General features: G+C 61.9%; 17 protein-coding genes. 10 read left to right on the top strand and 7 right to left on the bottom strand.

What is annotated here, in order from left to right; all coding sequences use genetic code 11:
- Position 1: 1 nt before the first annotated feature.
- Positions 2-1,600, bottom strand: coding sequence for an ABC transporter substrate-binding protein (locus tag ACFWAD_RS09345; RefSeq protein ID WP_378543093.1), 1,599 nt, complete (start codon positions 1,598-1,600; stop codon positions 2-4).
- Between the two features lie 403 nt (positions 1,601-2,003).
- On the opposite strand from ACFWAD_RS09345, the gene ACFWAD_RS09340 reads away from it, so the two are divergent.
- The 5 genes from ACFWAD_RS09340 to ACFWAD_RS09320 all read left to right on the top strand — a co-directional run bounded on the left by ACFWAD_RS09340 (position 2,004) and on the right by ACFWAD_RS09320 (position 8,000).
- Positions 2,004-2,570 carry a MarR family winged helix-turn-helix transcriptional regulator gene (locus tag ACFWAD_RS09340; RefSeq protein WP_378543091.1) on the top strand — a complete coding sequence of 189 codons (567 nt, stop codon included), beginning with the start codon at positions 2,004-2,006 and terminating at the stop codon, positions 2,568-2,570.
- A 108-nt stretch (positions 2,571-2,678) separates the two neighbouring features.
- Positions 2,679-3,878: a homogentisate 1,2-dioxygenase gene (locus tag ACFWAD_RS09335; protein ID WP_378532145.1), complete on the top strand. Its 1,200-nt coding sequence runs from the start codon at positions 2,679-2,681 to the stop codon at positions 3,876-3,878.
- Complete coding sequence (locus ACFWAD_RS09330) at positions 3,875-4,744, top strand: hypothetical protein (protein ID WP_378543089.1); 870 nt, start codon at positions 3,875-3,877, stop codon at positions 4,742-4,744. The genes ACFWAD_RS09335 and ACFWAD_RS09330 overlap by 4 nt, the downstream gene beginning before the upstream one ends.
- Positions 4,741-5,931, top strand: coding sequence for a fumarylacetoacetase (gene fahA / locus ACFWAD_RS09325; protein WP_378543087.1), 1,191 nt, complete (start codon positions 4,741-4,743; stop codon positions 5,929-5,931). The genes ACFWAD_RS09330 and fahA overlap by 4 nt, the downstream gene beginning before the upstream one ends.
- A 176-nt stretch (positions 5,932-6,107) precedes the next feature.
- Positions 6,108-8,000 carry an FAD/NAD(P)-binding protein gene (locus ACFWAD_RS09320; protein WP_378543085.1) on the top strand — a complete coding sequence of 631 codons (1,893 nt, stop codon included), beginning with the start codon at positions 6,108-6,110 and terminating at the stop codon, positions 7,998-8,000.
- A gap of 49 nt (positions 8,001-8,049) precedes the next feature.
- Here the strand turns inward: ACFWAD_RS09320 and ACFWAD_RS09315 are convergent, their stop codons facing one another.
- The 4 genes from ACFWAD_RS09315 to ACFWAD_RS09300 all read right to left on the bottom strand — a co-directional run bounded on the left by ACFWAD_RS09315 (position 8,050) and on the right by ACFWAD_RS09300 (position 13,232).
- Positions 8,050-10,473 (bottom strand): ATP-dependent Clp protease ATP-binding subunit, encoded by a 2,424-nt coding sequence (locus ACFWAD_RS09315; RefSeq protein ID WP_378543083.1) that lies wholly within the window; start codon positions 10,471-10,473, stop codon positions 8,050-8,052.
- Between the two features lie 114 nt (positions 10,474-10,587).
- A complete protein-coding gene (locus ACFWAD_RS09310; RefSeq protein WP_378543081.1) occupies positions 10,588-11,103 on the bottom strand; it encodes a hypothetical protein in 516 nt (171 codons plus the stop codon).
- A 12-nt stretch (positions 11,104-11,115) separates the two neighbouring features.
- A complete protein-coding gene (locus tag ACFWAD_RS09305; protein WP_378543079.1) occupies positions 11,116-12,309 on the bottom strand; it encodes an MFS transporter in 1,194 nt (397 codons plus the stop codon).
- A 20-nt stretch (positions 12,310-12,329) separates the two neighbouring features.
- The gene (locus tag ACFWAD_RS09300) at positions 12,330-13,232 is read right to left on the bottom strand and encodes an NAD(P)-dependent oxidoreductase (protein WP_378543077.1); all 903 of its coding nucleotides are present in this window, start codon (positions 13,230-13,232) and stop codon (positions 12,330-12,332) included.
- A 108-nt stretch (positions 13,233-13,340) separates the two neighbouring features.
- Here ACFWAD_RS09300 and ACFWAD_RS09295 point away from each other — a divergent pair, with 108 nt between their 5' ends.
- Positions 13,341-13,919 (top strand): CGNR zinc finger domain-containing protein, encoded by a 579-nt coding sequence (locus ACFWAD_RS09295; protein ID WP_378543075.1) that lies wholly within the window; start codon positions 13,341-13,343, stop codon positions 13,917-13,919.
- 6 nt (positions 13,920-13,925) lie between these two features.
- On the opposite strand, the gene ACFWAD_RS09290 is transcribed toward ACFWAD_RS09295, so the two are convergent.
- Positions 13,926-14,561: a TMEM175 family protein gene (locus tag ACFWAD_RS09290; protein WP_378543073.1), complete on the bottom strand. Its 636-nt coding sequence runs from the start codon at positions 14,559-14,561 to the stop codon at positions 13,926-13,928.
- Positions 14,562-14,776: 215 nt separating this feature from the next.
- On the opposite strand from ACFWAD_RS09290, the gene ACFWAD_RS09285 reads away from it, so the two are divergent.
- From ACFWAD_RS09285 to ACFWAD_RS09275, 3 genes are all read left to right on the top strand, one after another.
- On the top strand, positions 14,777-16,027 hold the full coding sequence (locus tag ACFWAD_RS09285; protein ID WP_378543071.1) for an MFS transporter: 1,251 nt from the start codon (positions 14,777-14,779) through the stop codon (positions 16,025-16,027).
- Positions 16,028-16,043: 16 nt separating this feature from the next.
- Positions 16,044-17,690, top strand: a complete 1,647-nt coding sequence (locus ACFWAD_RS09280; RefSeq protein ID WP_378543069.1) for an amidohydrolase — start codon at positions 16,044-16,046, stop codon at positions 17,688-17,690.
- A 100-nt stretch (positions 17,691-17,790) separates the two neighbouring features.
- Positions 17,791-18,432 carry an LppP/LprE family lipoprotein gene (locus ACFWAD_RS09275; protein WP_378543067.1) on the top strand — a complete coding sequence of 214 codons (642 nt, stop codon included), beginning with the start codon at positions 17,791-17,793 and terminating at the stop codon, positions 18,430-18,432.
- A gap of 93 nt (positions 18,433-18,525) precedes the next feature.
- Here ACFWAD_RS09275 and ACFWAD_RS09270 read toward each other — a convergent pair whose 3' ends face one another.
- Positions 18,526-21,981: an indolepyruvate ferredoxin oxidoreductase family protein gene (locus ACFWAD_RS09270; protein ID WP_378543065.1), complete on the bottom strand. Its 3,456-nt coding sequence runs from the start codon at positions 21,979-21,981 to the stop codon at positions 18,526-18,528.
- A 321-nt stretch (positions 21,982-22,302) separates the two neighbouring features.
- Between ACFWAD_RS09270 and ACFWAD_RS09265 the strand changes: the two genes are divergently transcribed.
- Positions 22,303-23,058, top strand: a complete 756-nt coding sequence (locus ACFWAD_RS09265; protein WP_378543063.1) for a MerR family transcriptional regulator — start codon at positions 22,303-22,305, stop codon at positions 23,056-23,058.
- Positions 23,059-23,060: the final 2 nt, after the last annotated feature.

The raw sequence follows: 23,060 nt of genomic DNA, 5'->3' as shown, positions 1-23,060 counted from the left end.
GTCAGCTCAACCACGTATTGCCGAAGAGCAGAATTCCGTCCGCACTCGGCGTCACTCCGTGCACGTTCTCGCGCCACGGAATGAAGACCTTGCCGGAGTTGACCACAGCCATCGGCGCCGTCTCGTTGACTACTGTCTGGATGTCGTCGATGACGGCTCGACGCTCTTCCTCCCCCGACGCCGTCTGCAGTTTGCCGAGCAACTCGTCCATCCGAGCGTTCTTGTAGCCGAGGATATTCGACGGCGACTCACTGAACAGATTGCCGTACATACGCACGAACGGTGACTCTTCGAGAACGTTGAACGCGAAGTAGGACACGTCGTAGTCGTGCTTGGCATACAGCATGGAGATCAGATCGTTGATGCTGGTTGCGTAGGTGATGTCGACCGTGAAACCCACTGCCTGCAAGAGCGACTGAAACGTCAGCGCGCTGCGTTGCGTCGCCGGGTCGTTCATTCCGACGTAGGTCAGTTTTCCGTCGTAACCGTCGGCCTTCGCCTCGGCCAGATACTTCTTCGCAGCCTCGGGATCGAAACCGTTTCCCGCCACCGAACCGTGCCATTGCGACCACGACGCGAACATGTCTGTGCCAGGTTCGCCGAAGCCGCCTTGAACCCGCTCGTTGAACGTATTCGGATCCACCGCAGCGACGATCGCCTTTCGCACACGCTCGTCCTTCGCCGCCCGATCGTCGCGCTGATTGATCGCCAGGACACCGGCCATGCTGGCCGAGTACACAAATCCCGGATCGCCGGCTTCGAAAGCCTCGTGAATGAAATCGGGAGACTTCAGATAGGCAACCTGAATTCCGTCGGTGTGTAGGCCCTCCAGTTTGCTCTTCTCGTTGACAATTGCCGGGAAGCGCAACTTCTCGAGATACGGCGCCCCGTCCCAGTACGTCGCACGGGCAGCGAGCACCAATTCGTCCTGGGAAGCGAACTTCTCGACGGTGAACGGGCCTGCTCCGACCGGGACGAAAGTGCCGGTTGCCATCGACGAGGGTGCGACGATCATGCCCGGGCCAGTGGTGAACATGATCGGGAACTCGTCCCACGGCTGCGCCAAGGTGAAGACGACCGTACTCGGATCCGGTGAATTCATCTCGCGCACAGCGGTCTTCCACACCAGCGCGTGAGTTCCCTTCTTCTGCAGATAGTGATCGATGCTCCACAACACTGCTGCACTGTCCATCGCGGTGCCGTCGCTGAAGGTGACACCGTCGCGCAATTTCAGTGTCCACACCGTGTTGTCGTCGTTGGCAGACAAAGACTGCGCCATGTGGGGAACATATTCTCCCGCAGCGGTGTCGAAGCGCATCAAAAGGTCGTAAATGGCTGCCATTTCGCTACCACCGGTAGCGCCGCCGTCCTGACGGTCTGCTGGGTCGAGACTGCTGATTCCGTTGTACGTCGCAAACGAGACCGTGCCACCCGAGCGTGGCTCTCCCCCGTCGTTCTGGTCGCCGACAACTCCGGCCGTCACGTCCGATGCATCCGTGGTCGTACCTTGGCCGCTACTCGCACACCCGGTCACCACCAGTGTCGCCGACGCCAGGACAACCATCCAGATTCGAGCGCGAGCTCGGTACGAGCGCTTCATTGCGACTCACTTTCACAGTTCACGGACACGTCGATCTCATGGATCCAACACCCGACAGATTTGTGAGTGAATTCTAGGTAAGGACTCATTCTGTGTCTGCGATTTCGCAAAGCTGAGACGATGATTCACAATATTGACGAGGAAAAGAGAATCGAATTCTAGATGTCTCTGGTCCGCTGAACACCAACCAGATGGCATCGTCGAGCCTTCCACTGCGCCTCGGCGAACTGATCCCACCACGAAGGGTGCTCGATCTCCCGCCTGCCGTCGTCTCCGCCTTGCGCAATCACGATCGTTCGGAACAGCGCTCGAATTTCCGAGTCGTCAAGGTTCGTCACAGTCCAGAGAAGTAATACACATGTTAATTAAGTATTGAACCACGCGATCACGCTAGGGTTAGGCCATGAATGACCCGACGACCGACAACCAGGCAACCGATGACCAGGCAACCGTCGGCGAACTGAATTTCTGGTCGTTCATCGAACTGGCCAACAAGCGACTGGCCACCGAACACGGCTTTCGCGATCAGCTGGCCACCGAGGTACTCCTGACGCTCAATCGAGCCTCCAACGTCGTCACCTACGATCTCGAGTCGTCGATCCACCGCCCTCGCGGCTGGTCATGGTCGTCGTTCCGACTATTGTTCGTCACCTGGCTCGCCGGACCGATCGAGCCGAAGGCTGCCGCCGAGCTCACCGGGATGAGTCGAGCCGCGGTCTCCAACCTGTCCAAGTCCCTGCTGGCAGACGGACTGATCGATCGCCGCCCCACCGAGAACGACGGACGCTCTGTCCAGCTGTACCTGACCGACAAGGGCCGGGAAGCCATGGTCGAGGCATTTCGCGAGCAAAACGAACGCGAGCACGCCTGGGTCAGCGTCCTGAGCGAAGCCGAACAGCGCATCCTTGTCATGCTCCTGGACAAACTGATCACCAACCGCAGCCAATTCGACGTACGCGGGCGTAACTGACGCGAATCAACACCGTCTCGAGGGTTGCACGCATCACATCATTTTAGTTAATGTATTTACTATCTGGTGGATGTGAGCCAGGCAGAACAGCACAGAAGGAGCCCCGTCATGGCGTTCTATCGACAACTCGGCAACATTCCACCGAAACGTCACACCCAACACCGTGACGAGTCGGGCAACCTCTACTACGAAGAACTGATGGGTGAGGAAGGTTTCTCCTCCGACTCGTCGCTGCTCTACCACCGCGAAATTCCGTCGGCCATCGTCGACGCAACGGTCTGGGAACTGCGCGACCAAAGCACCACGCCCAACCACCCCCTCAAACCCCGCCATCTGAAACTCCATGCACTGTTCCCCGAGAGCATCTGGAACGAGACCGACGTGGTAACCGGCCGTCGTCTCATACTCGGCAATGCCGATGTCCGACTCTCCTACGTGGTTGCTTCCGCACCATCCCCCCTGTACCGCAATGCAATCGGTGACGAGATGGTCTACGTCGAGTCCGGCGAGGCTACCGTCGAGACCGTCTTCGGCACGCTCGACGCCCGCGAGGGTGACTACGTCCTGATCCCGATGTCCACGACCCACCGGTGGATCCCCAAGGGCGACAAGCCACTCCGCGCTTACGCCATCGAGGCGAACAGTCACATCGTCCCGCCCAAGCGCTATCTCTCCCGCTTCGGCCAACTGCTCGAGAACGCACCGTTCTGCGAGCGAGATCTGCACGGACCGACCGCGCCCATGATCGCCGAAGGCATCGACGTCGAGGTACTGGTCAAGCACCGCACGTCGGCAGGCATCGTCGGAACCCGAATGGTGTACCCCACGCATCCTTTCGACGTCGTCGGCTGGGACGGCTGCCTGTACCCGTACACCTTCAACATCTCGGACTACGAGCCGATCACGGGCCGCGTTCACCAGCCGCCGCCGGCACATCAGGCGTTCGAGGGGAACAACTTCGTTATCTGCAACTTCGTACCGCGCAAGGTCGACTACCACCCCCTGTCGATCCCGGTGCCGTACTACCACTCCAACGTCGACTCGGACGAGATCATGTTCTACTGCGGCGGTGACTACGAGGCACGCAAGGGTTCCGGCATCGGGCAGGGATCGATATCGATTCATCCCGGCGGCCACGCTCACGGCCCACAACCCGGCGCGTACGAGCGAAGCATCGGCGCCGAGTTCTTCGACGAACTGGCCGTGATGGTCGATACGTTCCGGCCGCTCGAATTGGGCGAGGGGGCATTGGCTTGCGAAGACGGTGCCTACGCCTGGAGTTGGGCGGGACGGGGGCCGCAGCAATGACAGTCATCTCTCCCCTCCTTCGCGGCCTGTGTGACGACGCAGCACTCTTCCCACCCGGCAATGCTCCTCTCGCCGAGGCAGTTCCGGCCCACGGCGCCTACCTGCAGGCGGACTACGACGCACTGGTCGGGCCCTTCGTCTTTCCCGCACCGCGATTGAGCGAACTGGCCGCGTATGTTTCGGCAGACAACCCGGTGACGCTGAGTCTGACCGTGCCGGCCGGCCCAGCCGATACAGCGGCCGCGCTGTCGAATGCGCTCGCCATCCCTGGCGTTCACGTCGCCGCCGTCGAGGTGGGAATTCCTGACGGGCTGGACGCCGATGCGGCCTTCGAGGAACTCGCTCGTGTCCATGCCGCTCATCCCGACATCGATATTTTTGTCGAGGTACCCCGCGGTGATCGGCGCGCGGACTATCTGACAGCTCTCGAAACTGCCGGGTACTCCGCAAAGTTTCGAACCGGCGGGATTGTCGCCGAGGCGTACCCGGACGAGGAAGAGCTCGCAGATGCGGTGATATCCGTTGTCCGAGCAAATATCCCGTTCAAGGCAACCGCGGGACTGCACCACGGCGTGCGCAACACCGATCCGGAAACAGGCTTCGAGCAACACGGCTTCCTCAACATCATGGTGGCCGTCGATGCTGCGAGACGGGGCGCCGGTCGTTCGGAAGTTGTTGCCGCACTGGCGCAGCGTGATCAAGATTCAATCGCGCGAATCCTGGCCGGGTTGACCGAGCCCGAGGCCGGCGAGGTGCGTCGCCGATTCCTCTCGTTCGGTACCTGCAGCATCTCGGACCCTCTCACCGAGCTAGAAGGGCTCGGATTGATCGTCCGCTCCGACAAAACCGAAGGAACACTCGTATGACCGTCACGACCATCGACATTCCCGCCGACTCACTGTTCGGGCTCGACAATCTGCCGTACGGGGTCTTCTCCCCCGCGGGAGGGTCGCCGCGCATCGGTGTACGGGTCGCCGACTCGGTGGTCGATCTCGCAGCCACACTGGGTGATTCCGTCTTCTCCGAACCGACCCTGAACGCGTTCATGGCTCAGGGCCGAAATCAGTGGATATCTGTGCGAAACCGGATCTCGGAACTCGTGACCGGTGAAATAGACTCGGATGCAGTGTTTTCCGTCGACTCGGTGACACTGCACTTGCCGATCGCCGTGGCCGACTACGTCGACTTCTACGCCTCGGAGAATCACGCAACCAACCTCGGACGGCTATTCCGTCCCGACGCCGCGCCTTTGATGCCGAACTGGAAGCACCTTCCCGTCGGATACCACGGGCGCTCGAGCACCATCGTCGTCTCCGGCACCGACATCGTTCGTCCCTGCGGACAGCGGAAGGCACCCGATCAGGAAAGCCCGGACTTCGGACCGTCTCGTCGCCTCGACATCGAAGCCGAGATGGGGTTCATCGTCGGAACTCCCTCGAAAATGGGCGATTCCATCACCCCGGACGAATTCGCCGAGCACGTCTTCGGCGCTGTCGTCGTGAACGACTGGTCTGCGCGAGACATCCAAGCGTGGGAGTACGTCCCCCTCGGTCCGAACCTGGGGAAGAGCTTCGCGACGTCCATCTCGCCGTGGGTCGTACCGTTGCTCGCCCTCGAAGCAGCCCGAATCGACACTCCGGTGCAGGACCCCGAACCGCTCTCCTACCTACGCGGTGAGGAGAAGTGGGGACTGGACATCGATTTGGCCGTCGAATGGAACGGCCACGTCGTCTCGCGACCGCCCTACGCCCAGATGTACTGGTCGCCTGCACAGATGCTCGCGCACACCACCATCAACGGCGCAGCAGCGAGCACCGGCGATCTCTTTGCGTCCGGAACAATTTCCGGACCGGACAGAGATCAGCGGGGCGCCTTCATCGAGCTGACGTGGGGCGGCAAGGAACCCGTGGCTGTGGGCTCCGAGACCCGTACCTTTCTCGAAGACGGCGACACCATCGCCATCTCGGCCACCGCTCCCGGCGTCGGCGGTTCACGAATCGGTTTCGGGGATGTTCACGCTCGGATCCTGCCTGCAACTCAAACCGGAAGATAGTGATTGACAACTGTTTGATTCACGCTGATCTGATGTCCGGAATTCCTTGCCTCACGATTCTCCGAAGATAAGCTGGACTAACCATCCAGAGCGATCGAGAGTCCTGGCTCCGTGACGTCGCAGCAACCCCCTCAGCTGAGGTGCGGGTGCTTTCTGCCAGGTCCGATGGAGGACTCGTGCCCGGCGATCGACCCCGTACCTCAGTGGGGACAGCAACTGTCATCGTGATCGTGGGCGGTGGTCCCCGCGGTACCGGCGTACTCGAGCGGATCCTCGCTCACGAATCGGTGGACGCCGATCCCACACCGATCGACATTCATGTCGTCGACCCGTATCCGGCAGGTGCCGGCCGTATTTGGCGAGGCAGCCAGGCGCCGCTCCTGTGGATGAATTCGACGACCGCAGACGTCACCATGTTCACCGACGAGACCACCGCAGTGACCGGTCCGGTACTGCCGGGTCCGACGCTCGCGGAATGGGTCGCCGAAAACTCGGCAGAGCTTGCCCACTTCCCTGAAATCGCGGCAGAAGTGCCGACCGTCACGCCGTCGTCGTTTGCATCGAGGTCATTGCAGAGCCGGTACCTGAACTGGGTGTTCCAGACCGCGGTCGACTCCGCACCAGCGCACGTCGATGTTCGGGTTCATCGACGATCCGTGGTCGACATCGTGAACGTGGGCGAAATACAAAATGTTCATCTGGACGACGGCGTTGTCATCGAGGCGACGGCCGTCCTTCTTGCACAGGGGCACCCGGATGCGCTGGCTGCTCCGCGCGAAACCTCACTGAGCGGCTTCGCGTCGGAGCACGGGTTGACCTATGTAGGTCCGGGATACACCGCCGACCTCGATGCCGATGTCATTCCAGCAGGCGAGCCGGTACTGATCGCCGGACTCGGTTTGGCTTTCATCGACTGGATGGTTCTGCTCGCCGAGAGCCGCGGCGGCATTTTCGAACGCGGTGACGACGGCGCCCTCACCTACGCTCCCTCGGGTCGGGAACCACTGTTGTATGCCGGATCTCGTCGCGGCGTGCCGTATCACTCCAAGATCTCTTACTCGATCGCTGACGCCCGGCCACCGCTACCGCGGTTCTTCACCGCTGATCTTGTTCCCGGCGACGGGCCTTTGGATTTCCGAAACGACATCTGGCCGCTCGCGTCGAAAGAACTGGCAGGCGCCCACTATCACGAACTGTTCGCCTCGCACCCGGACCGGACGGTGGGCACCTGGGAGGAGTTCGACGCCGAATTCGCCTCGCTGGCTTGGGGATCGCCTCGATTGCAGGAACTGGTCGAGAACGCGGTCCCGAAGCCGGAAGACCGTATCGATCTCGAACGGCTCAACCGCCCACTCGGCGGTGAGCGCTACGACGGACTTGCCGAGGTCCAATCTCGGATCACCGAATACATCTCGGCAGACGTCGTACGCCGGTCGGACCCGTATTTCAGCGCCGACGCAGCTGTCTTCTCGGCGCTGCTGTCGACGTACATGACCGTCGGAGAATTGTTGCGGCGCGGCAGAATCCCGGCCGAATCCGTAGCCAAGGACGTCGAGGGTTGGCTACATTCGTTCTTCAGCTTCATTGCCAGTGGTCCGCCGCCCGAGCGTCTGGAACAGTTGGTCGCCCTCAACGAGGCCGGCATCGTCCAGTTCCTCGGGCCGGATTCGGTGTTCTCCACCGAGATCGACCCGGCAACGGGAGCAGGGATCTTTGTCGCTCGCAGTGCGTCGCACACCGATATCGTGGCCGCGAACACCCTCGTCGAGGCGCGCTTGCCGGTCGCTTCCATCAGCGCGAGCGGTGACTCGCTCCTGCGGACACTTCACGGTCGGGGCGAGGCAGTCGAACTACGTGCCACCGCCGACAGTTCGGCGAAGCTCGCCGTCGACGGAACATCACGAATTCTTCATCAGGACAACACTGCTCATCCCCGTCGCTTTGCTGCCGGGCCGTGGGTTGCCGGACACAACTGGTCGGCGGCGTTCCCTCGCCCGCGCACCAATGCAGGGTTCTTCCGGCACAACGACGCTCTGGCGGCGGAGATTTTGGGCGCTGCGCGCCTGTGAGCGGTTAAGGAGCCCAGAGACTCCCTAACCGCTCACTGGGGCTGTGCCCCTAGCTGAACACCAACTCACCCTCGTCAACCGCGACGGTGATGCTGCCTCCCTCTTCGAGGAGATCGTCGAGCAGCATGTCGGCGATCTTGTCGTCGACCACTCGCTGGATCGAGCGGCGCAACGGGCGAGCCCCGAACTCGGGCTGGTGCCCGTGCTCGGCGATCCAGTCCACCGCGTCGGCGGTGAACTCGATGTCGATGCCCTTCGACTGCAACCGCTTCCGGCTGTCGTCAAGCAACAGATCAGTGATCCGGTGCAGTTGCTCGGTGTCGAGCTTGCGGAAGATCACGATCTCGTCGATGCGGTTGAGGAACTCCGGCCGCATCGATTCGCGCAACCTGGCCATCACGCGGTCGCGCAGTGGCTTCTCCGCCGACTCTGCATCACCCGTGGTGAAGCCGAGTCCACCGGACTTGCTCGAGATGATGTCCGAGCCGAGGTTGCTGGTCATGATCACGACGGTGTTCTTGAAGTCCACCGTGCGACCCTGGCCGTCGGTCAGACGCCCGTCGTCGAGCACCTGGAGCAAGTTGTTGAACACGTCCGGGTGTGCCTTCTCGATCTCGTCGAGCAGGACCACCGAGTACGGGTTACGACGCACCTGTTCCGTGAGCTGCCCGGCCTCGCCGTAGCCGACGTATCCGGGAGGAGCACCGACCAATCGGCTGACCGTGTGGCGTTCCCCGAACTCACTCATGTCGAAGCGCAACATCTTGTTCTCGTCACCGAAGAGTGTGGCAGCCAGAGCTTTTGCGAGCTCCGTCTTACCGACACCGGTAGGTCCGAGGAACAGGAAGCTGCCGACGGGGCGATCAGGATCGCTCATACCTGTCCGGCTACGACGCACCGCACGAGCGATGGCGCGAACGGCATCATCTTGTCCGATGACCCGACCGTGCAGTTCCTCCTCCAGACGGCGCAGGCGATCCTTCTCTGCCTGAGTCATCTGGCTGGCCGGAATACCCGTGGCGCGAGCGACAACCTCGGCGATCTGCTGAGCGGTCACGTCCGGAGTTTCCTCGGAAGGAACCGAGGATCCTGCCTTCTCGAGACGCTTTGCGACGCCGTTGATCTCGTCACGCAGGGTAGACGCCTTCTCGTACAACTCGTCGGCGACGGCTTTTTCCTTGTCGCTCTCGAGCTGCTCGAGACGCTGCTGCAGGGCAGCGGTGTCTACGGTGGCCGTCCTTAAACGGAGCCTGGCACCGGCCTGGTCGATCAGGTCGATTGCCTTGTCCGGCAAGAACCTGTCGCCGATGTACCGTGCCGACAATTCCACCGCAGCGGTGATCGCCTCGTCGGTGTAGTGCACCTTGTGGTGATCCTCGTAGCGACTGCGCAGTCCGCTCAAGATGGCGATCGCGTCCTCGATCGACGGCTCTCCGACCTGTACGGGCTGGAAGCGCCGCTCGAGCGCGGGATCCTTCTCGATGTTCTTGCGGTATTCGTCGAGCGTGGTGGCGCCGACGATGTGCAGTTCACCGCGAGCGAGCTTGGGCTTGAGGATGTTTCCGGCATCCATCGCGCCTTCGGCACCGCCGCCTGCACCGGCGATGGTGTGCATCTCGTCGATGAAGACGATCAGCTCGTCCTTGTGTGCGGTGATCTCGTCGATCACCTTGGTCAGCCGTTCCTCGAAGTCACCGCGGTAGCGGGTACCCGAAACCATGCTCGACAGTTCGAGCTGGACGATCTTCTTGCCCACCAACGATTCCGGGACGTCCCCGTCGACGATGCGCTGGGCCAGCCCTTCGACGATGGCAGTCTTGCCGACGCCGGCCTCACCCACCAGGACCGGGTTGTTCTTGGTACGGCGGGAGAGGATCTCGATGGTCTGTTCGATCTCGTCGGCGCGGCCGATCACCGGATCGACACCGCCGTTGCGAGCCCGATCGGTGAGATCGACGCCGTACTTGTCGAGCGTCGGAGTGGTGGACTCGTCCTCCACTGGACCGGCCGCGGGATTCTGAACAGCGGCCTGCAGCTTCTCCGGCGTGATACCGGCGGAAGCGAGCAGGCGACCCGGGACATGATCGGGGTCACCGGCCAGTGCGATGAAGAGATGTTCGGGGTCGATGTACGTCGATCCCAGGGCTCGGGCCAGTTGATGTGCCTCGAGTAAAGCAGTTTTGACGGCGCTGCTGAGCGCGGGAGCTGAGTATGCACCCTGCTCACGGCCTTGTGGCAGTCGCAGGTCGACGGCGTCGACCACGGATTTCGGGTCGGCTCCGGCGCGCTGCATGAGCGTGCGGACCGGATCCTGCTCCGCCATGACGCGGAGAACGTGCAGTGCATCGAGATCCGAATCACCGCGAGCAGCCGCTACGCGTGCAGCGTCAGCCATGAGTTGCTGGGTGGCCCTGCTCATGAGCCGGGAAATATCGATGCGACCGGGACCCTCGGGCCCGAAGAATGCTGGCATTCCGAAGCCTCCTTGCAGAAAGTTGAGCGTTACTGACTCAATTAACGTGCATGGGGCTCGATCAATTCCCGTGGGCTCAGATTTGTTTCAACACACTCGGGACGAAGATCGTTCTCAACTACCGAAAGATCCGGTAGATCGACCGACCGGGTACGCCTCGATGTGCATGATCACCGACCCCTCGCAGGGACCACTCTTGATGTCGGTACGCCACGAACCCTTCAGGCTGCCATCGGGCTGAGGTGTGTAGTACGCGTCCGAGTGTGCCGGCGCCCACACCTTGGGTACACCCTCACCCTGGTAGCAATCCCACTCCCAGTCATAGGGGTGCACCCAACTGGTTCCGTCCCAGGTGTATTGCGCCGGCTGCGGCAGAGTCGGATTGGCGGGAGCCGGCCCGCCCACCACAGTGGCAACACACACTCCGCCCGAGCAGTCCGTCTCGAACGTGTACGTATCGGAGAAATCCGGCTCCCATTGGCCGGCGGCCAGACTTGTACCCGTCTTGGTCGCGGCGAAGCGCTTGAGCGAGTAATCACCGGACCAGTTCGCATCCGCCGCCCCCGCAGGCATCGCCCCTGCGACAAACCAAGCAGCAACCAGCGCAACCACCGACAATGACTTCCGCATGCGTGAAGTGAATCACAAGCGATGTCCGATTTGTCGGATACTGGCCACAAGAACACCGACCACGATGAGCACCAGCGCCACCAAGGGCAACGCTCCCGCACCCCTGTTCGCCAAGATCAGGCCGCCGACGACGCCACCCGCTGCGATCGCCGAATTGAAGATCGTCACGAAAACCGATTGTGCAGTGTCCACCGCGTCACCCGTCGTTTCCGCGAGCGCAGTCTGAAGGAGAGTGGGAGCGCCTCCGAATGCCACACCCCATACTGCAACGCTGAGTGCGATCACTGCGAAGTTCGCGCCGCCGACACCCAAGGCCGTCAAAGCTGCGGCAAAGACCACCAAGCTCAACACGGTGAGGCTTCGAAGCGCCCGGTCGACGAGCACCCCGACCACACCGATGCCCACGAAGGCGAAAAGTCCGAACACGAACAAGACGATTCCCAACCGATCGCCGAAATCGATGCGATCCAGGAACGCCGCCAGATACGTGTACACAATGTTGTGCGCGAGGATCCACAAGAACGCGACAAGGAGAATCGGTCGTACGCCCGGCAAGACCAGGACTTTCCGCACCGACAGCCGCCGATCCGCTTGTTGCCCGGGAAAGTCCGGCATCACTGCGAGTATCCACACCACCAGAAGTAGCGCAGAACCCGACATCAAGGCGAAGACGACGCGCCAATCGGCCAAGGTCCCGAGCCACGCCCCCATCGGAACGCCGATTGCCAACGCAATCGGCTGTCCGACTGAGGCAACCGCAACGGCCCGCCCCTGCAGGTCAGGGGGCGCCATCCTACGTGCGTACCCGGCAAGCAATCCCCACACCACACCTGCCGCCATGCCCGCCAGAAACCGAACACCCAAGGTGAGAACAAGATTCGACGACAGCGCTGTCACCAGATTGAAGACACCGAACCCTACAATCGCCGACACCAGGACCGCGCGCCGTCGCAATCCCCGCGTCACTGCGATCAGCGGTACAGCCCCGACGACAGAGCCCAAGGCGTATGCAGTGACCAATTGCCCGGCGCCGGAGACAGATACGGACAGTCCTGACCCGATCTGCACCAGTAGTCCGGCCGGCATGGTTTCGGTTGTGATCGCGATGAAACCTGCCGTTGCGAGTGCCGACAACCCCGAAAGCGGTAGTGTCCGGACGGAATCGGTCTCCGCCAGTGCCGAAGTCGCAGTCCCGTCCGAAGTCACAGTCCCGTCCGAAGTCGCGCTCACCTCGTCGGTGTTTCGGGACTGCCTTCGCCCGACTGGCCGGAACGGACCAGTTCTGCAATCGACGCCCAGTCCATCTCGCCCTGACCGTTCGCCAGAGCCTGAGTGAGCACGCCCCGAAGTACGCCACCGAACGGCAAATCCAGATTGACGCTGTCGGCGGCGTCGAGCGCAAGCTTCAGATCCTTGAAGCCCAGAGCGGTGGTGAATCCCGCAGGCTCGTACTGACGCGTCGCGACGAGGTTTCCGTAGCTGGAGTAAACCGGCCCCGGGAAGATCGTGGAGGTCAGCAGTTCTACGAGTTGGCTTGCGTCCACACCTGACCTCTCCCCCAATGTGATTGCCTCACCCAAGGATTGAATCGCGGAGAGGATGAGGTAGTTGCCGATGATCTTGACGATGTTGGCCTGCTCCGGACGCTCACCTTGTGGCCAGGTGCGAGCCCCGATGACGTCGAAGAACGGCTGCACTCGCTCGAGAAGGGCACTGTCGCCACCGGCGATGATGTTCAACTGACCAGCCTGAGCAACAGAAACGCGTCCGAACACCGGCGCCGCGATGTAACCGATGCCGTGCTCGGCGTGCATTGCGGCGGCACGCTTGGCAAGATCGACGCTGACGGTGGCCATGTTGACGTGCACGGTTCCACTCGGAACGGATGAGAGTACGGCGGGATCCAGAATGGCCGCAGACACGGCCGAATCATCCGCCAACATCGACAGCACCACACCGGACTCGAATGCCTCGGCAACGGTTTTCGCGCCGGTCGCCCCTTCCTCGACCAGTTCGGTTACCGCTTCAGGGCTGCGATTCCACACCGTCACGTCGAACCCTGCGCCCATCAGATTTCGAGCGATGGGACGACCCATCGCGCCCAAACCGACCACGGAAACAGAAGTCATGGAATTCCCTCTCGAAAGTGTTGAACCATCTAAGACGGTTGAACACTCTCATACAGGTACAGTTGGTGTCGAACCGGTTGAGATGGTTCACCACAAAGGAGGGCGAAAGTGAACGAAGCAGGAGCTGATGAATCCGCTCGGGACGTCTTTCGACTCGACAACGACACGCTCGCGTTCCGCTTCACCGCCACCCTCACCAATCGAAACGGCTCGAGGTTCGAGCGACTCACGAGTCCGCAGCGGGTCGAATTATGGTTGCGCGCCAACGATCTGATGAACACCGCGGCAAGAGCAACGACAGACGACCTCCACGACGCGCAGGATTTACGTGAGTCCATTCATCGCATTGGAACCGCCGTGTGCGAGAACCGCCAGGCTTCACGCGCCGATGTCGCGATCGTCAACACCGCATCCGAACTCGGCAGCGCCCACCTCACCCTTTACGGCGGCCGAGCCCTCTGGAAATCGACCGGAGACAATCCGGTCCGCGACGCCCTGTCGATCGTGGCAGCCGACGCGATCGCGATACTGGGTGGTCCCGACCGTGACCGCGTCAAAGCATGTCAAGGCGACGGGTGCACCGGCCTCTACGTCGATACCAGTCGCGGCAACAACCGACGCTGGTGCTCGATGAACATCTGCGGAAACAAGGCGAAGAAATCCGCGATGACCGCGCGCGCCGACTAGCTCATTTCACCTTCGCCGCCTCTCGATTTCACCGCCTCTCGATTTCACCGCCACTCGATCCCACAGCTTTTCGATCGGGGTCGACAAGAGGAGAAGAAGCAACGGGAAGTACGACGTCACCGGGACAAACACACTGACGAGCAGTGCCACCAGCATTATCAGGACGGTGACGATCTCGGCCGTGAAGTGCGGCTGTGCACTCTCTTCGCTCAACGACGGGTTGCGGACCAGACCCCACGCGACCACCGCCAGGCACGCAGCGCTGGCGGCCATCGTCCCGATGTAGAGAGCCCTGGTTCCCAGGTCCTGAGACGGCGCTGCAACCAGCGCCGTCGGGAAGGGCAAGAACACGATCGTCAGTACCCACAACCCCAGCCCGCGCACGACCACCTTGTCCCCGTCGATCACAAAACGAAGTAGTCGATGCTGCGACCACCACAGCCGGAAGATCACCAGAAAGCTCAGGGCGAAGGAGCAGAATTGCGCCGCGTGCTCGCGCAGCAGCTCGGACGTGGTGCCGTGGTGGTCGCTGGTCAATTCGACCAACGGCAGGACGAGCAGCGTGATCGCGATGGCAACTATCGCGTCGATGAAAGTGACGTAGCGCTCGAAGTAGCGGGTTCGTTCCTCGATCTCAGCCATTGCGGAAGCATAAGCCTCGCAACAAGAAACAGACCGGTGACGCCACTTTGGAGAGTCGATATCCCGAAACATACAATTAACGAATCAAATTCGTTATACCTCTTGACCGAGCCCTCGGCCGTCCCCATACTTAACGAATCACATTCATTAAGTGACTCGCATCACGCCATCAGGGGTCGGTTCCGCCACCCCCTTCAGGACTTGGGGTTGCCCTAGTGCCAAACAACGCTTCTGCGAATACGAAGTCAGACCGGGTTCCACTCACCACCAACCGCGGTGTTGCCGTCTTCAGCATCGGCGTCATGGGGTTCATCACCGCGAACCTCATCCCATTGATGATCGTGGCAATGGTCGATGACCTCGGTGTCACCGAATCTGCCGCTGGTGCCGTCCTGACCGCGTCGCTGCTGGTCTGCGCGGGCACCTGCCTCGCCACCACGCGGATCGCATCGGGTCCGCGTCGTCACCTGCTCGGCCGCATCAGTCTGATCGCGATGGCGGCTGCATTCGGCGTCGCGGCCATCGCACCGACCACGGCAATCGCGTGTGCGGCGATCATCATCGGCGGCGTCGGCGCTGGTGGCGCCGCATCCGTCGGTGGCGCGGCATTGGCAGCGCTCACGAACCCGGACCGGGTATCAAGCATCAGCGGACTTGTGAATCGGGTCGTCGTCACAGCGGTCCTCGCTCTCATTCCCATCCTCGGCACACATATGACCAACGCCTTCGGCATCGTCGCGGTCCTGGCGCTTGCCACCGCCGCGACGGTGACCTGGTTGCCGTCATCCCCGGTGAAAGAGTCGCCGGAGGCGACGAAGTCCGCCAAGGCGACCACAACTCTCCCCGCCGGGGTCAGCGCGAAACGACTCACTTTTGCCGGGACCGCCTTCCTCGCGATGCTCGCCGTCTGGGCGATCAGCGAGGACTCACTGTGGGCAGTACTCGGCATCATGGGCTCGGAGCACGCCGGACTTTCGGACCAACAGATGGGGCTCGCGCTGAGCGCATCAACGGCAGGTGGTGTCCTCGCGGCAGTTGTCCTGACCGCGCTGGGTTCCCACGTCAGCCGGACAGTGTCGATCTCGGCACTCCTGATCCTCGGGGCAATTCTGAAGCTGTCGGCTTGCCTCGCAACCGATTCCACGATCTACCTCATCCTGGTGATCGCCTGGAACACAACCTACGCGGCAACGTTCATCGTCTTGGTCGCCATCTCGGCGGCCCTCGACGCCGCCGGCCGATGGTCCGCCCCACTGCTCGGTACCTACCTCATCGGTTCCGCGTTTGCGCCGTTGTTCGGCACTTCGGTGACTGCGAGCCTCGGCTATCCGACCTTCGGAGTCATCATCTCGGGGATCAGCTTCGTCTTGTTGGTCCCGTTCGCCTTGGTATCGCGGCTCTCCGCACGTACCGAGGGTGCGTATCGTCACCACAGCGCCGCCATCACTACCACCGTCATCGCGTAAGGATCACGTAGAAGTCATGAATGACAGCATCACTCACTACCGAAACGGAAAGATCTTCACGGCCGCCGAGGACGGGTGGGCCGAATCGATAGTCGTCGAGGGCCAACAGCTCAGGTTCGTGGGCCAGACCGTCTATGCCGAAATCCTGGCTCCCAACGCCGAGGTGGTCGACCTGGAAGGTGCGGTCGTGCTCCCCGGTTTTGTCGACGCCCATACACATTTGGTCATGATGGGATTCGCGCTGCAGAAGCTCGATCTCCTCGATGCCACCGATCTTGCCGACATTCAGTCCAGCATCCGGCAATTCGCGGAATCGAACCCGGACGCGCCGCGCCTGTTGGGTCGCAGTTGGTTGTTCTCGGCGCTGAACGGAGAGCACCCCACGCGAGAGATGATCGACGCCGTCGTACCCGATCGCCCGGTGTACCTCGACGCCAACGACGTACATTCGGTCTGGGTGAACACCGCAGCACTGCGAGAACTCGGCATCGACGCGGACACTCCCGATCCGATCGGCGGTCGTATCGGCCGGGATCCGGACACCGGAGAAGCCACCGGAATGCTGTACGAGACGGCCATGATGCTCTACGTCTGGCCGAAACTGGCGGAACTCGCTTCGGACGAGGACCGGGACGCCGCCCTCGCGCTCACGTTCCGCCACTATCTCGAGGACGGCGTGACCGGTGCGGTGGACATGGCCCTCGGCGCGGACGAATTGGCCGCGCTGGAAAGAGCTTTGGACGCCGGGAACGGCACCCTCCCGCTACGAGTCGCGGCTCACTGGCTGATGACCCGCGAAGACAACGAGGCCGACAACGTGCGGCAAGTTCACCAGGCCACCGAACTCCACAAACGCATCCAAGGGCCGTGGCTCCGCATCGCCGGAATCAAGATCATCATCGACGGAGTGATCGACAGCTGCACTGCCGCAATGAAAGAACCCTACTCGAACGGCACCAACGCCGAGCCCATCTGGGATCTGGAGTCCTTGATCCCGGTCGTGACCGCAGCTGACGCCGCCGGCCTGCAGATCGCCATGCACGCGATCGGCGACGAGGCGTCGGAAATCGGATTGACTGCACTCGAGTACGCGATCGCCGCCAACGGAGACATTCCCCGCAGGCACCGAATGGAACACTTGGAGTCCATCACGCGAGACAACGTCGAACGGCTGGCCCGCCTGGGCATCATCGCCTCGATGCAACCGGTTCACGCTGACCCTGCGATTCAGGAGAACTGGCAGGCGATGCTCGGCGACTATCGCGTGAATCGCGCGTACCCCTGGCCTGAATTCACCGAGGCCGGAGCGATTCTGGCGTTGGGTTCCGACGCTCCGACGGCGCCTCACCCGCCGCTGCCGAACATGTTCATCGCCACCACCCGCCGATCCGCAATCGATCCGTCACTGGCACCCAATCTGCCGAAGTACGCCCTCCCCCTTGCGGATGCGTTGGCCCACGCAACTCGTGACGCTGCCTACTCGTGCAGATGGGAAGATGTGACCGGCCAACTGGTTCGGGGTAAATCAGCCGATTTTGTCGTGCTGAAACAAGATCCGTTCACCGAAGGGGCCGATTCTCTCCTGACCACGGAGATCGCAATGACCGTGGTTGCCGGATCCGTGCGATACGACGCCTCAGAAGTCGTCGACACCGAAGCCTGATAGCCGATCGTTACCAGTTGTTCGATAACGCAAGCGCATATCCCGGCGACAGAACGAAGGAGGGACGTGAACACGTGAACCCATACTCTCTGGAGGACGCATGCGCAGGAAAGCTCCGATTTCGGTCGTCGCCGCGGCCATTGCACTGGTGACGGCCACTGCCCTGACGGTCGCCGGTTGCGGGTCGACCGAAGGAACACCTGAAGCGGCGAGTTCAACGACAGCAAGTTCGGCGGCGGCGTCTTCGACGGCAAGCGAATCCGAGACGACGGTAGCGAGTTCTCCCCCGCCACAATCGGACACCCGCACAAGCGCATCCACGACAGCAATCCCCGCTTCGGGTCCCTGTCTCGACGTCGGCTCTCCGCTCGTCACCGATGCCATCAGCACGCTGGGTACCGACGTCAACGGAGGTAACTGGATACCGACATCCTCGAGCGAGGAGCAGGTCGGTAATTGCCCTGACCTGCTCTGGGTTTCGGTCGACGGCGACGGCGTCGGCGATGCTACGTATCAGACACACGTTCTGTTCTTCCGCGACGGAACCTACCTGGGCACGGCTACCAGTAAGCCGTATTCATACACACACGTCATCGACAGCAACAAGGATTCGGTATCCGTCCAATACCGATGGCTGCTGGACGACGACGCGTTCTGCTGCCCCCAAGGAGGACCGAACATCGTGAACTTCACGTGGAACGGAAGCGCCGTGGTTGCCGACGGGCAGTTCCCGCCCTCCTGAACCTGTCTACGCACGATTCGGCTCCGAACACAACTGTGCCCCAGCAACAACGGTTGCTGGGGCACAGTTTCTTCGAGCTACTCGCCGGCGCTCCTACTCACCGACGCCGAGTTCGCGCAGGCGAGTCTTGTACAGCTCGATGTTGCCGAGCTTGATGTCCTCGTAGCCACGAACCACGTCAGGCAGCGCCGCGATCTCGACGGCGCGATCGTATCCGTCGGTGCCGAGCGTACGAGAGAGATCAGCGATCATGGCCTCGTACTCGGCGAGCAGTTCACGCTCGACCTTGCGGACGTGCATGTAGCCGAAGGGGTCGAGCTTGGTGCCGCGAAGCTTCTTGCCCTTGGCCAGAACCTTCAGTGCAACATGCGACTTGGGTCCGAGGCCGATCTTCTTCTTGCGGCCCATCACTCGAAGGATCGGCGGGTGGAGCTTGTAGGTCAGGTTCTCCCCGGCCGGCACCTGCGACTTGACGTCTTCGATGAAAGCGGGGTCGACCAGCATACGAGCAACTTCGTACTCGTCCTTGTACGCGGTGAACTTGAACAGGCCGCGGGCAACCGCTTCGCTGAAGTCGGTCCGCTCGGTTGCGGCACGCTCGGCAGTCCAGACTGCCTGGACCTGATCGATGTAACGCTGGGCGATCTTGACGGACTGGAACTCGATGAGCTGCGCAGCACGCAGTTCCACCAGTCGCAGGGTTTCACCGGTGAAGGTGGTTCCGGCGAACATGTGAGCCGGTGCGACAACGGGTTCGCGGACGGACTTGGCCGGCGTGGTGACGGCCGAGAACGCAGCGGTGTCGGCAATTGCTGCGCGACCCCAACGGAATGCTGCGATGTTCGCGTCCACGGCAACGCCGTTGATGCCGATCGCTTCTTCGATGGCCTCGGCCGGCAGACGAAGTCCGCCGCTCTGGTAGGCCGCACCGATCAGCAGGAAGTTGGCAGCTGCGGTGTTACCGAACAGCTCCTGCGCCGCTGCGAGGGCGTCGAAGGAACGCAGGGTGCGCGATACCTTGTCGAGGCGGGCGAGGAGTGAAGTCTCCTCTGGGTAGCGAACAGCCTTGTCGTAGACCATGTCTCCGGTCGGCGTCTGCGACGTCGACGCGATGGAGACCGTCTTCTCGGAGTTGCCGTAGTCGAGGTTCTTGTTGTCCGTCGCGGTCAGCAGGTCGAATGCGACGATGCAATCCGCACTGCCAGGGGTGAGGCGGTTGGACGGCTCGAGCGCGCTGGAGCTGAAACGCAGGTGCGAGACGACGGGCCCGGCCTTCTGGCTCAGTCCGATCTGGTCAAGGCTCTCCACCTCGAGGCCTGCGCGCAGTGCCGCCGTTGCGAGCACCTGGTTGACGGTCACGATGCCGGTGCCGCCGATGCCTGCCAGGAAGACGTTCTGCGTGGTTGTCAGCGGGCCGAAATCAGGATCTGCGACGACCGGCGGGACGGGACGTGCGGCCTTGGGAGCCTTCTTGCCCGGTACCAGTTCGACGGTCACGAACGACGGGCAATCGCCGTCCATGCAGGTGTAGTCGGTGTTGCAGGACGTCTGATCAATCTTCGTCTTGCGGCCGTACTCGGTGTCCACGGGCTGGACCGAGAGGCAGTTGGACTTGACGCCGCAGTCACCGCACCCCTCGCACACTGCCTCGTTGATGACGACGCGAGTGTTGCGAGTGGGCAGCGTGCCGCGCTTGCGCTGACGACGAGCGTCGGCCGCACAGTGCTGGTCGTAGATCAGCACTGTGACGCCCTTGATCTCGCGAAGCTCCTTCTGAGCCTCGTCGAGGCGATCGCGGTGCCAGAGCTTGGTTCCCTTGGCCAGTGCGCGCTTGTTGTGACGCGAAGGCTCGTCGGCGCAGATGATGATCTGCTTGACGCCCTCGGTGGTCAGCTTGTGGCTGAGTTGAGCAACGGAGAGGGCACCTTCCGCGTCCTGCGCACCGGTCATCGCCACTACCTCGTTGTAGAGCAACTTGTAGGTGATGTTCACGCCTGCAGCGATGCACGCCTGGACAGCCAACTGACCCGAGTGGAAGAAGGTGCCGTCGCCGATGTTCTGGAACAGGTGAGGCACGTCGGTGAACGGTGCCTGCCCGATCCACTGGCTGCCCTCGCCGCCCATCTGCGTCAGACCGGTGACAGCGCTGTCCTCACGGCCGGACATGGTGACGAGTGTGTGGCAACCGATTCCGCCGCCGCCGATGGAACCCTCGGGGATAGCGGTGGAACGGTTGTGGGGGCACCCGCTGCAGAAGTACGCGGTTCGCTTGGCGGAGAGCACGTTCAGCGACAGCGGCGCCGGGAGGGTGCGCTTGAGCTCGACGTGCGGCTTGAGCACGCGGCGCAATGGGGCCAGCAGCCGACCTGCAGTCAGCTCACCACTGGCAGGCATGAGCAGACGGCCCTGGCCGTCGCGCTTGCCGATGATGCGTGGGGCATCGTCGGTGCCGTACAGGACTTCCCGGATCTGCGCCTCGATGAACGCGGTCTTGTCCTCGACCACGACGATCTGCTCGAGACCTTCGGCGAACTCGCGAACCTTCTCGCCCACAACGGGATAACACATGCCGATGCGGAGGAGGCGGATACCCGCGCGGTGCAGCGCGGCGTCGTCGACACCGAGGTCTGCCAGCGCCTGGCGAACGGAGTCGAAAGTTGTCCCGGTGGCCGCGATACCGATCTTCGCACCGGACGGGTTGACCTCGATGACGTCGAGATTGTTGGCAGTTCCGTACGCGTGCACCAGATCCCATCGCGGGCCGTACAGATCGGCCTCGGCGATGACGCTGTCCGGCGGCGCGGCCATCTGACGCTGCTTGTAGACGAAGGGCTTGCCCTCGAACTGCACCTCCGGAACCACGATGTCGAAGTCCGCGATGCTGCCGTCGATCGTCCAGGCGCCGTCGGCGACGTCGGCGACGATCTTGAGCGCCACGACACAACCGGACACACGCGAGAGTGCAACAGCGTGCATACCCATCGTGATGATCTCTTCGGCATTGCGCGGGAACAGAACCGGCACACCCATCGCAGCAAGCGAGCGCTCACTGACGGCAGGAACCGTAGATGACTTCGACGCCGGGTCGTCGCCCACCAGGAGGACGACGCCGCCCTTGGGGTTCACGCCGTACATGTTGGCGTGGCGAATGGTGTCGGTAGCGCGGTCGACGCCGGGGCCCTTGCCGTACCAGACGCCGGTCACGCCGTCATGGGTCGCGGTTCCTGCAGGGAGGTCCGTCTGGCTTCCCCACACCGCGGTGGCAGCAAGTTCCTCGTTGAAGCCGGGGATGAAGGTGATGTCGTGTTCTGCGAGTACCTTCGGCATGCCGTGAAGCATCTTGTCGACGCCGCCGAGCGGGCTGCCCTGGTAACCGGACACGAAGGTGGCAATACGCTTACCTGCCCGAATGTCGCGAACGTGCTGCTCGACGAAGCCGCGTGCAATTGCCTGAACACCGGTCAGCAACACCGGTCCCGATCCCGACCGGTACCGATCATCGAGGTCATAGGGCTTGGCCTGGGCTACGCCCGACACCAGTTCAGTCATCGTGGACCACCGTTCCGTCTGCAGTGCATTTCAACTACCGTGCATTTTCAACAACCGCGTAACTCGATCTGTTCAGATGATCGTGGTCGAGGTATGTGAAAGCGTCAACAGAGGCTTGTTCAACTATTCAAATTGACAATTTGTGAGCCAAATCACGTGACCTAGGTCATCGAATCAATCAGTTGGAGACCCGTTCGTGGCGATACGGCGAAACGGACATAAAACGTTCCCGACAATGCAAACCGAAAACATCCTTGACATTGACGCAACGTCAACTTGCATGCTGAATGAGCACAACCGATCCGAGAGTAGGAACTACACGTGAGCGAATGGTCCATCCAAGAACTCGCCAAATCCGCTGGTACCACCAGCCGAACGCTGCGTCACTACGGCGATCTCGGACTCCTGGAACCGAGCCGCATCGGCGCCAACGGCTACCGCTTCTACGACGAAGACGCCCTGGTGCGGTTGCAGCGCATCCTACTGCTCCGAGAACTCGGACTCGGATTGCCGGCCATCGCCGAAGTCCTCACCGGTGAACGCGACACGGCCGCCGCGTTGCGTACCCACCTCGAACTTCTCGAGCAAGAGCGCACGCGGATCTCGAGACAGATCGAATCGGTCAACAGGACCTTGAACAAGACGAAGAAAGGTGAATCACTCATGCCGGAAGATGTTTTCGACGGGTTCGACCACACCCGATACAAGGACGAGGTCATCGAGCGTTGGGGCAAGGACGCCTACACGAGCGGGGACAACTGGTGGCGATCGATGTCCGAGCAGGACCGAAAAGCGCATCTGCAGAACCAAGCTGACATCGCAGAAGCATTCGGCACCGCAGTGACAGCCGGTCTGTCCGCGGAGAGCGACGACGTCCAGTCGATTACCCAGAGACAGTTCGAGTGGATAAAAATCGGTTGGCAGGGAAGGACTCCCAGCGCCGACGCCTTCACCGGACTCGGGCAGATATACGTCGACGACCCTCGCTTCACTGCAAACTACGACAAGTACGGCGAAGGCACCGCTGTGCTGGTCCGTGATGCGATGAAGGTCTACGCCCAGCGCAATCTGCACTAACC

It is taken from the genome of Rhodococcus sp. NPDC059969 (assembly GCF_042738325.1).
GTDB lineage: Bacteria > Actinomycetota > Actinomycetes > Mycobacteriales > Mycobacteriaceae > Rhodococcus_F.
The sequence above is the reverse complement of the archived record's forward strand: the minus strand, read 5'-3'. Positions and strand labels throughout refer to the sequence as shown.

Coding starts and splice junctions, on each gene's coding strand:
- ACFWAD_RS09345 (WP_378543093.1), bottom strand. CDS start 1,600: ATGAAGCGCTCGTACCGAGCTCGCGCTCGAATCTGGATGGTTGTCCTG.
- ACFWAD_RS09340 (WP_378543091.1), top strand. CDS start 2,004: ATGAATGACCCGACGACCGACAACCAGGCAACCGATGACCAGGCAACC.
- ACFWAD_RS09335 (WP_378532145.1), top strand. CDS start 2,679: ATGGCGTTCTATCGACAACTCGGCAACATTCCACCGAAACGTCACACC.
- ACFWAD_RS09330 (WP_378543089.1), top strand. CDS start 3,875: ATGACAGTCATCTCTCCCCTCCTTCGCGGCCTGTGTGACGACGCAGCA.
- fahA (WP_378543087.1), top strand. CDS start 4,741: ATGACCGTCACGACCATCGACATTCCCGCCGACTCACTGTTCGGGCTC.
- ACFWAD_RS09315 (WP_378543083.1), bottom strand. CDS start 10,473: ATGCCAGCATTCTTCGGGCCCGAGGGTCCCGGTCGCATCGATATTTCC.
- ACFWAD_RS09310 (WP_378543081.1), bottom strand. CDS start 11,103: ATGCGGAAGTCATTGTCGGTGGTTGCGCTGGTTGCTGCTTGGTTTGTC.
- ACFWAD_RS09300 (WP_378543077.1), bottom strand. CDS start 13,232: ATGACTTCTGTTTCCGTGGTCGGTTTGGGCGCGATGGGTCGTCCCATC.
- ACFWAD_RS09290 (WP_378543073.1), bottom strand. CDS start 14,561: ATGGCTGAGATCGAGGAACGAACCCGCTACTTCGAGCGCTACGTCACT.
- ACFWAD_RS09280 (WP_378543069.1), top strand. CDS start 16,044: ATGAATGACAGCATCACTCACTACCGAAACGGAAAGATCTTCACGGCC.
- ACFWAD_RS09275 (WP_378543067.1), top strand. CDS start 17,791: ATGCGCAGGAAAGCTCCGATTTCGGTCGTCGCCGCGGCCATTGCACTG.
- ACFWAD_RS09270 (WP_378543065.1), bottom strand. CDS start 21,981: ATGACTGAACTGGTGTCGGGCGTAGCCCAGGCCAAGCCCTATGACCTC.